The sequence below is a fragment of the Pseudomonas sp. GW821-FHT02C04 genome, from assembly GCF_059421845.1.
Map to the genome: position 1 here is coordinate 674,936 of NZ_JBWKVT010000002.1, position 13,915 is coordinate 688,850.

At 57.5% G+C, this 13,915-nt stretch carries 11 protein-coding genes; 4 read left to right on the forward strand and 7 right to left on the reverse strand.

What is annotated here, in order from left to right; genetic code table 11:
• Nucleotides 1-8: 8 nt before the first annotated feature.
• The 7 genes from rsmG to rpmH form a co-directional block, all read right to left on the reverse strand.
• Entirely contained in the window at nucleotides 9-653 is a 645-nt protein-coding gene (rsmG, locus tag AC07VV_RS11240; RefSeq protein WP_007911906.1) for a 16S rRNA (guanine(527)-N(7))-methyltransferase RsmG, read from the reverse strand.
• A complete protein-coding gene (gene mnmG, locus AC07VV_RS11245) occupies nucleotides 650-2,548 on the reverse strand; it encodes a tRNA uridine-5-carboxymethylaminomethyl(34) synthesis enzyme MnmG (RefSeq protein ID WP_102621187.1) in 1,899 nt (632 codons plus the stop codon). The genes rsmG and mnmG overlap by 4 nt, the downstream gene beginning before the upstream one ends.
• Before the next feature lie 552 nt (nucleotides 2,549-3,100).
• Nucleotides 3,101-4,471: a tRNA uridine-5-carboxymethylaminomethyl(34) synthesis GTPase MnmE gene (mnmE, locus tag AC07VV_RS11250; RefSeq protein WP_305834536.1), complete on the reverse strand. Its 1,371-nt coding sequence runs from the start codon at nucleotides 4,469-4,471 to the stop codon at nucleotides 3,101-3,103.
• 81 nt (nucleotides 4,472-4,552) lie between these two features.
• Entirely contained in the window at nucleotides 4,553-6,235 is a 1,683-nt protein-coding gene (gene yidC, locus AC07VV_RS11255; RefSeq protein WP_495036261.1) for a membrane protein insertase YidC, read from the reverse strand.
• Nucleotides 6,236-6,237: 2 nt separating this feature from the next.
• Nucleotides 6,238-6,483: a membrane protein insertion efficiency factor YidD gene (gene yidD, locus AC07VV_RS11260; RefSeq protein WP_010465488.1), complete on the reverse strand. Its 246-nt coding sequence runs from the start codon at nucleotides 6,481-6,483 to the stop codon at nucleotides 6,238-6,240.
• Nucleotides 6,476-6,877: a ribonuclease P protein component gene (rnpA, locus tag AC07VV_RS11265; protein ID WP_011336726.1), complete on the reverse strand. Its 402-nt coding sequence runs from the start codon at nucleotides 6,875-6,877 to the stop codon at nucleotides 6,476-6,478. Before rnpA ends, yidD begins: the two co-directional genes overlap by 8 nt.
• A 16-nt stretch (nucleotides 6,878-6,893) precedes the next feature.
• Nucleotides 6,894-7,028 (reverse strand): 50S ribosomal protein L34, encoded by a 135-nt coding sequence (rpmH, locus tag AC07VV_RS11270; RefSeq protein ID WP_003213577.1) that lies wholly within the window; start codon nucleotides 7,026-7,028, stop codon nucleotides 6,894-6,896.
• A 567-nt stretch (nucleotides 7,029-7,595) separates the two neighbouring features.
• Between rpmH and dnaA the strand changes: the two genes are divergently transcribed.
• Genes dnaA through gyrB form a run of 4 tightly spaced genes read left to right on the forward strand, consistent with a single transcriptional unit; the run spans nucleotide 7,596 to nucleotide 13,803 of the window.
• Nucleotides 7,596-9,119, forward strand: a complete 1,524-nt coding sequence (gene dnaA, locus AC07VV_RS11275) for a chromosomal replication initiator protein DnaA (protein WP_249484331.1) — start codon at nucleotides 7,596-7,598, stop codon at nucleotides 9,117-9,119.
• Nucleotides 9,120-9,158: 39 nt separating this feature from the next.
• Entirely contained in the window at nucleotides 9,159-10,262 is a 1,104-nt protein-coding gene (gene dnaN / locus AC07VV_RS11280; RefSeq protein ID WP_096822384.1) for a DNA polymerase III subunit beta, read from the forward strand.
• Between the two features lie 14 nt (nucleotides 10,263-10,276).
• Nucleotides 10,277-11,380 (forward strand): DNA replication/repair protein RecF, encoded by a 1,104-nt coding sequence (gene recF / locus AC07VV_RS11285; RefSeq protein WP_007911886.1) that lies wholly within the window; start codon nucleotides 10,277-10,279, stop codon nucleotides 11,378-11,380.
• 5 nt (nucleotides 11,381-11,385) lie between these two features.
• Nucleotides 11,386-13,803 carry a DNA topoisomerase (ATP-hydrolyzing) subunit B gene (gene gyrB / locus AC07VV_RS11290; protein ID WP_007954129.1) on the forward strand — a complete coding sequence of 806 codons (2,418 nt, stop codon included), beginning with the start codon at nucleotides 11,386-11,388 and terminating at the stop codon, nucleotides 13,801-13,803.
• Nucleotides 13,804-13,915: the final 112 nt, after the last annotated feature.

Here is a 13,915-nt window from a genome sequence, read left to right on the forward strand (position 1 = left end):
GTTCCCAATCATGCCGTGCGGCGCAGTATCAGCAGATGGCGTTGGCCTTGGCAACCGGGTACGGCCAGGGCGTGTTCGCTATCGAGTTTGAAGTCTGCCGGCAATGCTACCAGCTCATCGGCCGGATGGACGCCCTTCATTGCCAGCCAGCGTGTATCGGCGTCGCCGAGGTGGCGAGTCCAGTTGGTGAAGTTCTCCATACTGCTGAACGCTCGGGAAATGATCCCGTTGAACGGCTGTGCAGGCTGGAACGCTTCGACGCGACTGTGGATAACTTGCAGGTTATCCAGTTTGAGTTCGAGTTTGACCTGGGTCAGGAAGCGGGTTTTCTTGCCGTTGCTGTCCAGGCAGGTTACTTGCGAGTCCGGATACAGGATCGCCAAAGGGATCCCCGGCATGCCGCCGCCGCTGCCGACATCCAGCCAGCGGCCGTTTTCGATGAACGACATCACGCTGAGACTATCGAGCAAGTGACGGGAAACCATTTCGTCCGGATCGCGGACGGCGGTCAGGTTGTAGGCCTGGTTCCATTTGATCAACAGGGCCAGATAACCCAGCAGCAATTCGTGCTGGGTTTCAGTGAGATTGACACCGAGCTCGCGGGCTCCTGTGGATAACTCTTCGGCGTGTTGCGAAGTGACCTTAGAACTCAAGCGCTTTGCTCCAACTGACGGCCCGCGCCGCGTTTTTTCAAATGAATCATCAACAGCGAAATCGCTGCCGGGGTCACACCCGGGATCCGCGAAGCCTGGCCCAGCGTCTCGGGACGCGTCGCGCCAAGCTTGCTCTGGATCTCCTTGGAGAGACCGGAAATGTTGGTGTAATCGATATCCACAGGCAGTTTCGTGTCTTCGCTTGCGCGCAGACGGGCGATTTCGTCCTGTTGACGGTCGATGTAACCGGCGTATTTGGTCTTGATCTCGACCTGTTCGGCGACCTGTGGATCTTCGGCGCCCTGCCCGGTCACTTCGACCAGACCAGCGTAGTCGATTTCCGGACGACTCAAGAGGTTGAGCAAGTTGTATTCGTGAGTCAGCGGCGTACCGAATTTTTCCGCAATCGCATCGCCCTGCTGGGTACCCGGGCGAACCCAAGTGCTTTTCAGGCGCTGCTCTTCGAGTTCGATGCTTTCACGTTTCTTGCAGAACGCCGCCCAGCGCGCGTCATCGACCAGACCCAGTTCGCGACCTTTTTCCGTCAGACGCAGGTCGGCGTTGTCCTCACGCAGGATCAGGCGGTACTCGGCACGGGAAGTGAACATGCGGTACGGCTCTTGGGTGCCGAGTGTGATCAGGTCGTCGACCAACACCCCGATGTATGCCTCATCGCGACGCGGGCACCAGGCTTCTTTGCCTTTCGCACGCAGCGCGGCGTTCGCGCCGGCCAGCAAACCCTGGGCGCCGGCTTCTTCGTAACCGGTGGTGCCGTTGATCTGGCCAGCGAAGAACAGACCGCCGATGACTTTGGTTTCCAGGCTGTACTTCAGGTCGCGCGGATCGAAGTAGTCGTACTCGATCGCATAACCCGGACGCACGATGTGCGCGTTTTCCATGCCGCGGATCGATTGCACGATCTGCAATTGCACGTCGAACGGCAGGCTTGTGGATATCCCGTTCGGATACAGCTCATGGGTGGTCAGACCTTCCGGTTCGATGAACACCTGATGGCTTTCCTTGTCGGCAAAGCGGTGGATCTTGTCTTCAATCGAAGGGCAATAACGCGGACCAATGCCTTCAATCTCGCCGGCAGCGGAATACATCGGCGAACGATCGAGGTTCGCGGCGATGATTTCGTGGGTACGGGCGTTGGTGTGGGTAATCCAGCAACTGACTTGCCGTGGATGTTGTTCCTTGTTGCCCATGAACGACATCACCGGGATCGGCGTATCGCCTGGCTGCTCGGTCATCACCGAGAAATCCACAGACTTGCCGTCGATACGCGGTGGCGTACCGGTTTTCAGGCGACCGACACGCAGCGGCAGTTCACGCAGACGATGCGCCAGGGCAATCGAAGGCGGATCACCGGCGCGACCGCCGGAAAAATTCTGCAAACCGATGTGGATAAGTCCGCCCAGGAACGTACCGGTGGTCAACACCACGGAATCAGCGAAGAAACGCAGACCCATTTGCGTGACAACACCGCGTACTTGTTCCTGCTCGACGATCAGGTCGTCAGCGGCTTGTTGAAATATCCACAGGTTCGGCTGGTTTTCCAGAATTTCGCGGACAGCGGCTTTGTACAGAATCCGGTCGGCTTGCGCACGGGTCGCCCGTACAGCCGGGCCTTTGCGGCTGTTCAACACCCGAAACTGGATGCCGCCCTTATCGGTGGCCATGGCCATCGCGCCGCCGAGGGCATCGATTTCCTTGACCAGATGGCTTTTGCCGATGCCACCAATGGCCGGGTTGCAACTCATGGCACCGAGGGTTTCCACGTTATGCGTCAGCAGAAGGGTTTTTGCACCCATGCGTGCTGAGGCCAGTGCTGCCTCGGTACCGGCATGACCGCCGCCGATGACGATCACTTCAAAACGGGAAGGGAAATCCACCACGCACCTCGTGCCTGCTTAAGTAGGTAATTCAGGAATAGTTTGAGATCAGGTTTCTGGACCTGGTCGACAAGTATAGGGACTTCGCCCTTCCTAAAGAACCCTTTGCACAAAATTTAACCAGCTGTGGAGAACTCGCGGTTAAAAGAATAAAAAAGAGAGAAATTTATAAAACCTTTGTTTTAAAGCTTATTCTTACTGCTCCACATTTCTGTGGATAGATTGCTACAGGCCTTAATATTCAATATGTACAGCGATTCAAAACCCTGTGCCCATGTGGTCATGAGGCCCTTGGATAACCGGTGTAAGCCTGTGGATGAATGAGGTGGTTATCCACAGAGGCAGTTATGTTCAGTTTTCAGGCCCTGTTATCAACTGCCCTCAGCGGCAGTTATTCACAGGGCTTAATCCACAGAAATCGGACGAATGAAGGAATCGCGGACGCGGAAAATCCACTCAGGAACAGAAAATCTGTCCGGGACTGAAGGAAGGGAAGTCAAAGAGGAGGGACAGACAGGTCGCGAATGGACCTGTCTGTGGACAACGGAAGGGCTATTTACCGATACAGAAGCTGGAAAAGATCCGTCCCAGCAGATCATCGGAGCTGAACGCCCCGGTAATTTCCCCGAGGGAATGCTGAGCCTGGCGCAAATCTTCTGCCAACAGTTCGCCGGCACCCGCCAGGGTCAACTGCGCGCGACCGTGTTCAAGGGCCGCACTGGCATGACGCAACGCTTCCAGGTGGCGACGGCGTGCGCTGAAGCTGCTTTCCGAGGTCTGCTCGTAACCCATGCAGGCCTTCAGGTGATCACGCAGCAGGTCCAGACCTTCACCGGCAGACTTGGCGCTCAGGCTGATGGTCACGTGGCCATCATCACTGACTTCGAGGGCAATGGCTTCGCCGGTGAGATCGGCCTTGTTGCGAATCAAGGTGACCTTTGCCGGATCTGGTCGGGTTTCAAGGAATTCCGGCCACAACGCGAACGGATCAGCGGCTTCCGGAGCCGTTGCATCGACCACCAACAGCACTCGATCGGCTTCGCCGATGGCCTTCAATGCTCGCTCGACACCGATCTTTTCCACATGGTCGTCGGTATCACGCAGGCCGGCGGTGTCTACGACGTGCAGCGGCATGCCATCGATGTGGATATGTTCGCGCAGGATATCCCGGGTGGTACCGGCGATTTCCGTCACGATCGCGGCTTCTCGCCCGGCCAATGCGTTGAGCAGACTGGATTTGCCGGCATTCGGACGACCGGCGATCACCACGGTCATGCCGTCACGCAGCAATGCACCCTGTCCGGCTTCGCGCAAGACGGTGGATAACTCGTCACGAACCTTATCGAGCATGCTGAGCACGTGGCCATCGGCGAGGAAGTCGATTTCTTCTTCCGGGAAGTCGATTGCCGCTTCGACATAAATCCTCAAACCGATCAGTTGTTCGGTGAGGTTATGCACACGCTGGGAAAACGCACCCTGCAAAGAGCGCAAGGCATTGCGTGCCGCCTGTGCAGAACTGGCTTCGATCAGGTCGGCGATGGCCTCGGCCTGAGCCAGGTCGAGTTTGTCATTGAGGAACGCGCGTTCACTGAATTCGCCGGGACGGGCCAAACGGCAGCCCAGTTCCAGGCAACGCTTGAGCAACATGTCGAGGACGATCGGACCACCGTGGCCCTGCAGTTCCAGCACATCTTCACCGGTGAACGAGTTCGGCCCGGGGAAATACAGCGCCAGACCTTCATCCAGCACCTGTTGATCGTCACTGAAGAACGGGCCGTAGTGGGCAAACCGCGGTTTCAGTTCGCGGCCGCTGATGGCTTTGGCCGCAACGCTGGCCAGCGGCCCGGAAATTCGAACGATGCCCACGCCGCCACGGCCCTGGGCGGTAGCGACGGCTGCGATGGTTTCACGAGGTGCGCTCATAAACCGGTATCCAGACAAAAGTGGCAGATAGCAAAACGCCCCACTAGGGGGCGTTTTGAGTGGTGTTATCCACAGAGTAAGTTACGCCTCGGCTTTTTTCGTCGCCGCTTCGATCTTACGCGTGATGTACCACTGTTGAGCAATCGACAGGCAGTTGTTCACAACCCAGTACAGCACCAGACCAGCCGGGAACCACAGGAAGAAGAACGTGAAGATGATTGGCATCATTTTCATGACCTTGGCCTGCATCGGATCCGGAGGAGTCGGGTTCAGACGCTGCTGGATGAACATGGTCGCGCCCATGATGATCGGCAGGATGAAGAACGGATCCTTGATCGACAGGTCGGTAATCCACAGCATGAACGGCGCCTGGCGCATTTCCACGCTTTCCAGCAGAACCCAGTACAGCGAAAGGAAAACCGGCATCTGCACCAGGATCGGCAAGCAGCCACCCAGCGGATTGATCTTCTCTTTCTTGTACAGCTCCATCATGGCTTGCGACATTTTCTGCCGGTCATCGCCATGTTGCTCTTTCAGTGCAGCCAGTTTCGGAGCCACGGCACGCATGCGGGCCATCGACTTGTAGCTGGCGGCCGACAGAGGGAAGAAAATCCCTTTGATCAGCATGGTCAGGAAGATGATCGACCAGCCCCAGTTGCCGACGATGGCGTGGATATGTTGCAGCAGCCAGAAGATCGGCTGGGCAATGAACCACAGAATGCCGTAGTCGACGGTCAGTTCCAGACCTGGGGACAACTCTTTCAGCACAGCCTGGCTTTTCGGACCGGCGTACAGAACAGCGCTGGTCTCGACTTTCGCACCCGGTGCAGCGGTCAACGAAGGACCGGTGTAACCGATGATGTAGTTGCCTTTGCTGTCTTTACGGGTCTGAACGACGTTGTTTTCGCCCTTCGGAGCAACCCATGCAGTCACGAAGTAGTGTTGCAGCCAGGCTACCCAGCCACCGGTGACGGTTTCCTTGAGCTGACCTTTGTCCATGTCTTTCATGGACACTTTCTTGTACGGCTCGGAACTTGTCCACAGGGCGGCGCCCAGGTAAGTCGCGGTGCCGGTAGCAGTGGTCGACGAAGGATCGGCGCTTGCATCGCGTTTCAGCTGGGCAAACATCGAACCGGACCAAGGCTGAGCGCTCTGGTTGTCGATCAGATAAGTGACGGTCACGTCATACAGGCCACGTTTCAGGGTGAAACGCTTGATGTAGTTGATGCCGTCCTTGCTGAACTTCAGGTCGACGACCAATTGGTCCTGACCGTCAGCCAGTTGATAAGTCTTCTTCTCCGAGGAGTAGATCGGGCGACCGGCCGGGCTTGCGTCCGGACCGTTGGTGCCGATCAGACCGCTTTGCGCCAGATAAGTACGCTCGCCGCCGTTGTCGAACAGCTGGAACGGAACGTCCGGACGATCCTGACGACGTGGATACAGAGGCAAGGTCAGTTGAGCAACATCGCCACCCTGTGGATCGATCGACAGATCGAGCACGTCGGTTTTGATCTGGATCAGATCCTTGCTGGCGGCGACCGGCGTTTCGGCAGGTGCGCTGGTATCGCTTGCGGCGCGCGGAATATCGTCACTGGCGGCAGCGTTATTGCCAGTGGCGGTGTCCGGCAAACCGGATGTAGTCGTACTGGAAGCAACATTCTGAGTCGGCAGGGCAGCCTGACCATAGTCCTGGTTCCATTTAAGAACCATGACGTAGGACACGATTGCCAGGGCGACGATCAGGATCGTGCGTTTGATATCCATGATTACTCGGCCATCGAAGAAGAACGGGAGGTAGGGATAGGTGGAACCGGGTCATAACCACCGGGATTCCACGGATGACAGCGACCTAAACGACGAAAGGTCAGCCAGCCACCGCGCAGAAGGCCATGATTTTCGATGGCTTCATACGCGTAGCAAGAACAACTGGGGTAGAAACGACAGTGACTGGCCATCAAGGGACTAATGGCGTAGCGATAAAACTGGATCGGAACGAGTGCCAGTTTACGCATCTGGACTGTCTACCCCTACAGTTTCGGTTTTGACTGCTGGTACCGGCTTGTTGCGTGCCAGACGTTTCCAGAGTTTGCCGAAATGCTGAATCAATTCGGGGTTTTCTACGTCACCCAAACCTTTGCGCGCGACGATAACGATGTCCCAGCCGACCAGTGAATCCTGGTGCAGGCGAAACGATTCGCGCATCAGACGTTTGAGGCGATTGCGCTCGACGGAGAGCTTTACGCTCTTTTTCCCGATAACCAGCCCGAGACGGGGGTGATCGAGATCGTTGTTGCGCGCAAGGAGCAGGAGATTTTTCCCCGGAACCTTGCCGGTAGGGGAGTCAAAGACTGCCTTGAAATGCCGGGGAGTAAGCAGACGCTTTTCCCGACTGAAGTCCTGACTCACCTCCAGTGCCGGATTATCAAACTGCCAGACGTGCGCGGCCTTTGGCGCGACGACGCGACAGTACTGCACGACCGTTCTTGGTAGCCATGCGAGCACGGAAACCGTGGGTACGAGCGCGTTTGATAGTGCTTGGTTGGAAAGTACGTTTCATGTCGTGTTACCTGGTTCGTCCACAACGGGCCGGAATGGCCCCCGTTTTAAGAGACCGGGGATTCTAGAGAAAGCAAGCCAATAGGTCAATTTCCAACCAACGTTTCCTTATAAATAGATCTCCAGAGCTGTCAGCCCGTGAATTCCGTCCAGCCAGATATAAAAATAAAGAAGCGAATTATTTAAAGCTTTTCTGTAAAGCTTATAAAAGCTAGGCCCGGCATCATCTGTGGATAACTGACTCGAGGCCTTGTTTTCAGCACTGTACAGAGAATGACAACTACAGTGGAAAACCGTGTTCAGCCTGTGCTGCGCTATCGGATAACCTGTGGGTGGAAACGGTGTTTATCCACAGGCTGGTTATCCACCGGGTTCGACCCCCAGTTGTCCAGTGTGCTCAGATGGGGTTATCCACAGAGCTTATTCACACACCGTTGGTCGCTTTTTCACCGGTTAAGGCATTGATAAATCATGTCCACCGGACAACCTGCATGTGGATAAGTGGACGGCTGGCCGCTACAATGGCCGCTTGTTTTTGCCTCACCGGCTTTCAAATTAGGGGATTTCCGTGTCAGTGGAACTTTGGCAGCAGTGCGTGGAGCTTTTGCGCGAAGAGCTGCCAGCCCAACAATTCAACACCTGGATCCGTCCATTACAGGTCGAAGCCGAAGGCGACGAGTTGCGTGTCTACGCACCGAACCGTTTTGTTCTGGACTGGGTCAACGAAAAGTACCTGGGGCGCGTCCTTGAACTGCTGGATGAGCATGGCAACGGCCTGGCGCCGTCGCTCTCCTTATTAATAGGCAGCAAGCGCAGTTCTGCGCCGCGTGCTGCACCGAACGCGCCGCTGGCCGCTGCCGCTGCATCGCTGGCTCAAGCCAGTTCCGCGCCCGTCAGTGCTCCGGCACCCGCACCGGCTCCAACCCCGGCCAAGCGCGCGACGCAAAAATCCGAGGAAGTCAGCGAAGAGCCGTCCCGCGACAGCTTCGACCCGATGGCGGGCGCCGCCTCCCAGCAAGCGCCGGTACGTGCCGAACAGCGCACGGTGCAGGTCGAAGGCGCGCTCAAGCACACCAGCTACCTGAATCGCACCTTTACCTTCGAGAACTTCGTCGAAGGTAAATCCAACCAGCTCGCCCGTGCGGCGGCCTGGCAAGTGGCGGATAACCCCAAGCACGGCTACAACCCGCTCTTCCTTTATGGTGGCGTGGGTCTGGGTAAGACGCACTTGATGCACGCGGTGGGTAACCACCTGTTAAAGAAGAACCCGAATGCCAAGGTTGTGTACCTGCATTCCGAGCGTTTCGTGGCCGACATGGTCAAGGCGCTGCAACTGAACGCGATCAACGAGTTCAAGCGTTTCTACCGTTCGGTGGACGCCCTGCTGATCGACGACATTCAGTTCTTCGCCCGCAAGGAACGTTCCCAGGAAGAATTTTTCCACACCTTCAACGCCCTGCTCGAAGGTGGCCAGCAGGTCATTCTCACCAGTGACCGCTATCCGAAGGAAATTGAAGGCCTTGAAGAGCGCCTCAAATCCCGCTTCGGCTGGGGCCTGACCGTTGCCGTCGAGCCACCGGAGCTGGAAACCCGTGTAGCCATCTTGATGAAGAAGGCCGACCAGGCCAAAGTCGAGTTGCCACACGATGCGGCGTTCTTCATTGCCCAGCGCATTCGCTCCAACGTCCGTGAGCTGGAAGGCGCGCTGAAACGCGTGATCGCCCACTCGCACTTCATGGGGCGCGATATCACCATCGAGTTGATTCGCGAATCCCTGAAAGACCTGTTGGCGTTGCAGGACAAACTGGTCTCTGTGGATAACATTCAGCGCACCGTCGCCGAGTACTACAAGATCAAGATCTCCGACTTGCTGTCCAAGCGCCGTTCGCGCTCGGTCGCTCGCCCGCGTCAGGTCGCCATGGCACTGTCCAAGGAACTGACCAACCACAGCCTGCCGGAAATCGGCGATGTGTTTGGCGGTCGCGACCACACGACGGTGTTGCACGCCTGCCGCAAGATCAACGAACTTAAGGAATCCGACGCGGACATCCGCGAGGACTACAAGAACCTGCTGCGTACACTGACCACTTGATGAACACCAGCGCAGCTTATTAAGGCAAGGGACTAGACCATGCATTTCACCATTCAACGCGAAGCCCTGTTGAAACCCCTGCAACTGGTCGCAGGCGTCGTCGAGCGCCGACAGACCTTGCCGGTACTGTCCAACGTGCTGCTGGTCGTCGATGGCCAGCAACTGTCGCTGACCGGTACCGACCTGGAAGTCGAGCTGGTCGGTCGCGTGCAACTCGAAGAGCCGGCTGAAACGGGTTCCATCACTGTGCCTGCGCGCAAGCTGATGGATATCTGCAAAAGCCTGCCGAACGATGCGCTGATCGACATCAAGGTTGACGAGCAGAAGCTGGTGGTGAAAGCCGGCCGTAGCCGCTTCACCCTGTCGACCCTGCCGGCCAACGACTTCCCGACTGTGGAAGAAGGCCCGGGTTCGCTGACGACCAGCCTGGATCAAAGCAAGCTGCGTCGCCTGATCGAACGCACCAGTTTCGCCATGGCCCAGCAGGACGTGCGTTACTACCTCAACGGCATGTTGCTGGAAGTGTCGACCGGTGTGATCCGTGCCGTGGCCACCGATGGCCACCGTCTGGCAATGTGCTCGATGCAGGCCGACATCGGTCAGCAGGATCGCCATCAAGTGATCGTGCCGCGCAAAGGTATTCTCGAACTGGCGCGTCTGCTCACCGAGCCGGACGGCAACGTCAGCATCGTGCTGGGTCAGCACCACATCCGCGCGACCACCGGCGAATTCACCTTCACCTCGAAACTGGTCGACGGCAAGTTCCCTGACTACGAGCGCGTTCTGCCGAAGGGCGGCGACAAGCTGGTACTGGGTGATCGTCAGGCGCTGCGCGAAGCGTTCAGCCGTACCGCGATTCTGTCCAACGAGAAGTACCGTGGTATCCGTCTGCAACTGGCCAACGGTCAGCTGAAGATCCAGGCGAACAACCCGGAACAGGAAGAAGCGGAAGAAGAAGTAGGCGTGGAATACAACGGCGGCTCCCTGGAAATCGGCTTCAACGTCAGCTATCTGCTCGACGTGCTGGGCGTGATGACCACCGAGCAGGTTCGCTTGATCCTGTCCGACTCCAACAGCAGTGCGCTGGTGCAAGAGTCCGACAATGACGATTCGGCTTACGTTGTCATGCCGATGCGTCTGTAATCAGCTGACTCTGGATGTCGCTAAGTCGCGTCTCGGTCACCGCGGTGCGCAATCTGCACCCGGTGACCTTCTCCCCCTCCCCCCGAATCAACATTCTTTACGGCGCCAACGGCAGCGGCAAAACCAGTGTTCTGGAAGCCATTCACCTGCTGGGGCTTGCCCGTTCGTTTCGCAGCACGCGGCTGTTGCCGGTCATCCAGTATGAGCAACTCGCCTGTACCGTATTCGGTCAGGTGGAGCTCGCCGAGGGCGGCCACAGTGCATTGGGGATCTCTCGCGACCGTCAGGGCGAGTTCCAGATCCGCATCGACGGCCAGAATGCCCGCAGCGCCGCGCAACTGGCGGAAATCCTGCCGCTGCAGTTGATCAACCCCGACAGTTTCCGTCTGCTGGAAGGTGCGCCGAAGATTCGCCGGCAGTTCCTCGACTGGGGCGTGTTCCACGTCGAACCGCGGTTCATGGCCACCTGGCAGCGTTTGCAGAAGGCCTTGCGCCAGAGAAACTCCTGGCTGCGGCATGGTACACTTGACGCCGTTTCGCAAGCGGTTTGGGACAGGGAACTGTGCCAGGCCAGCGCTGAAATCGATGAATACCGCCGCGCTTACATCAAAGCCTTGAAACCAGTCTTTGAACAAACCTTGAGCGAACTGGTTGAGCTCGAAGGTTTGACGCTCAGCTATTACCGAGGCTGGGACAAGGACCGGGAATTGAGTGCCGTACTTGCCGGATCCCTGCAGCGGGACCAGCAAATGGGTCATACCCAGGCCGGACCGCAACGCGCTGACTTGCGTCTTAGATTGGGCGCTCACAATGCCGCGGACATCTTGTCCCGGGGTCAGCAGAAGTTGGTGGTTTGTGCCCTGCGCATTGCCCAGGGGCATCTGGTGAGCCAGGCCCGACGCGGCCAGTGTATTTATCTGGTGGATGACTTGCCGTCCGAGCTGGACGAAAGCCACCGTCGCGCGCTGTGCCGCTTGCTGGAAGACTTACGCTGCCAGGTCTTTATCACCTGTGTAGATCACGAATTATTGAGGGAAGGCTGGCAGACGGAAACGCCAGTCGCTCTGTTCCACGTGGAACAGGGCCGTATCACCCAGACCCACGACCATCGGGAGTGAAGGCATTGAGCGAAGAAAATACGTACGACTCATCGAGCATTAAAGTGCTGAAAGGCCTGGATGCCGTGCGCAAACGTCCCGGTATGTACATTGGTGACACCGACGATGGCAGCGGTCTGCACCACATGGTGTTCGAGGTGGTCGACAACTCGATCGACGAAGCCCTCGCCGGCCATTGCGACGACATCAGCATCATCATCCACCCGGATGAGTCCATCACCGTTAAAGACAACGGCCGTGGCATCCCGGTAGACGTGCACAAAGAGGAAGGCGTTTCCGCCGCCGAGGTCATCATGACCGTCCTCCACGCCGGCGGTAAGTTCGATGACAACTCCTACAAAGTATCCGGCGGTCTGCACGGTGTAGGTGTTTCTGTTGTGAACGCGCTGTCCGAAGAACTGGTCCTGACCGTTCGCCGCAGCGGCAAAATCTGGGAACAGACCTACGTCCACGGCGTACCTCAGGCACCGATGGCGATCGTTGGCGACAGCGAAACTACCGGTACCCAGATTCACTTCAAGGCTTCCAGCGAAACCTTCAAGAACATTCACTTCAGCTGGGACATCCTGGCCAAGCGCATTCGTGAACTGTCCTTCCTCAACTCCGGTGTCGGTATCGTCCTCAAGGATGAGCGCAGCGGCAAGGAAGAGCTGTTCAAGTATGAAGGCGGCCTGCGTGCGTTCGTTGAATACCTGAACACCAACAAGACTGCGGTCAACCAGGTGTTTCACTTCAACATCCAGCGTGAAGACGGCATCGGCGTGGAAATCGCCCTGCAGTGGAACGACAGCTTCAACGAGAACCTGTTGTGCTTCACCAACAACATTCCGCAGCGCGACGGCGGCACCCACCTGGTGGGCTTCCGTTCCGCACTGACGCGTAACCTGAACAACTACATCGAGCAGGAAGGTCTGGCGAAGAAGCACAAAGTCGCCACCACCGGTGACGATGCCCGTGAAGGCCTGACCGCGATCATCTCGGTGAAAGTGCCGGATCCGAAGTTCAGCTCCCAGACCAAGGACAAGCTGGTGTCTTCCGAAGTGAAGACCGCGGTCGAACAGGAAATGGGCAAGTACTTCTCGGACTTCCTGCTGGAAAACCCGAACGAAGCCAAACTGGTTGTCGGCAAGATGATCGACGCCGCCCGTGCCCGTGAAGCGGCGCGCAAGGCCCGTGAGATGACCCGCCGCAAAGGCGCGCTGGACATCGCCGGCCTGCCGGGCAAACTGGCTGACTGCCAGGAAAAGGATCCTGCGCTGTCCGAACTGTACCTCGTGGAAGGTGACTCCGCGGGCGGCTCTGCCAAGCAGGGACGTAACCGCAAGACCCAGGCCATCCTGCCGCTGAAGGGCAAGATCCTCAACGTCGAGAAAGCACGTTTCGACAAGATGATCTCGTCCCAGGAAGTGGGCACCCTGATCACCGCACTGGGCTGCGGTATCGGACGCGAAGAGTACAACATCGACAAGTTGCGCTATCACAACATCATCATCATGACCGATGCTGACGTCGACGGTTCGCACATCCGTACCCTGCTGCTGACCTTCTTCTTCCGTCAGCTGCCTGAGTTGATCGAACGCGGCTACATCTACATTGCCCAGCCGCCGCTTTACAAGGTCAAGAAAGGCAAGCAAGAGCAATACATCAAAGACGACGACGCCATGGAAGAGTACATGACGCAGTCGGCCCTGGAAGATGCGAGCCTGCACCTGAACGAAGACGCCCCGGGCATTTCCGGCGAAGCGCTGGAACGTCTGGTGAACGATTTCCGCATGGTGATGAAGACCCTCAAGCGTCTGTCGCGTCTGTACCCGCAGGAGCTGACCGAGCACTTCATCTACCTGCCGGCCGTGAGCCTGGAAATGCTCGGCGACCACGCCAAGATGCAAGACTGGCTGGCCCAGTACGAAGTCCGTCTGCGTACCGTCGAGAAGTCCGGTCTGGTCTACAAGGCCAGCCTACGTGAAGACCGTGAACGTGGCGTGTGGCTGCCGGAGGTCGAACTGATCTCCCACGGCCTGTCGAACTACGTCACCTTCAACCGCGACTTCTTCGGCAGCAACGACTACAAGACCGTTGTCACCCTCGGCGCTCAACTGAGCACCCTGCTCGACGACGGCGCGTACATCCAGCGTGGCGAGCGCAAGAAAGCGGTTACAGAGTTCAAGGAAGCCTTGGACTGGCTGATGGCCGAAAGCACCAAGCGCCACACCATCCAGCGATACAAAGGTCTGGGCGAAATGAACCCGGATCAGCTGTGGGAAACCACCATGGACCCAAGCGTGCGCCGCATGCTGAAAGTCACCATCGAAGACGCCATTGGCGCAGACCAGATCTTCAACACCCTGATGGGTGATGCGGTCGAACCTCGCCGCGACTTCATCGAGAGCAATGCTCTGGCGGTGTCCAACCTGGATTTCTGATCCCTTTCAGATTTCGGATGGAATTGAAGCCCCTGCTGACAGAGCGTCAACAGGGGCTTTTTGTTAGCAGATAAGTCCCTACTGGCTGTGCAAAAGCAAAACAGTGACTATT

Bases quoted from the DNA above. Each gene is read 5' to 3' on its own strand.
- mnmE (WP_305834536.1), bottom strand. From the start codon at position 4,471: ATGAGCGCACCTCGTGAAACCATCGCAGCCGTCGCTACCGCCCAGGGC.
- yidC (WP_495036261.1), bottom strand. From the start codon at position 6,235: ATGGATATCAAACGCACGATCCTGATCGTCGCCCTGGCAATCGTGTCC.
- yidD (WP_010465488.1), bottom strand. From the start codon at position 6,483: ATGCGTAAACTGGCACTCGTTCCGATCCAGTTTTATCGCTACGCCATT.
- rpmH (WP_003213577.1), bottom strand. From the start codon at position 7,028: ATGAAACGTACTTTCCAACCAAGCACTATCAAACGCGCTCGTACCCAC.
- dnaN (WP_096822384.1), top strand. From the start codon at position 9,159: ATGCATTTCACCATTCAACGCGAAGCCCTGTTGAAACCCCTGCAACTG.
- recF (WP_007911886.1), top strand. From the start codon at position 10,277: ATGTCGCTAAGTCGCGTCTCGGTCACCGCGGTGCGCAATCTGCACCCG.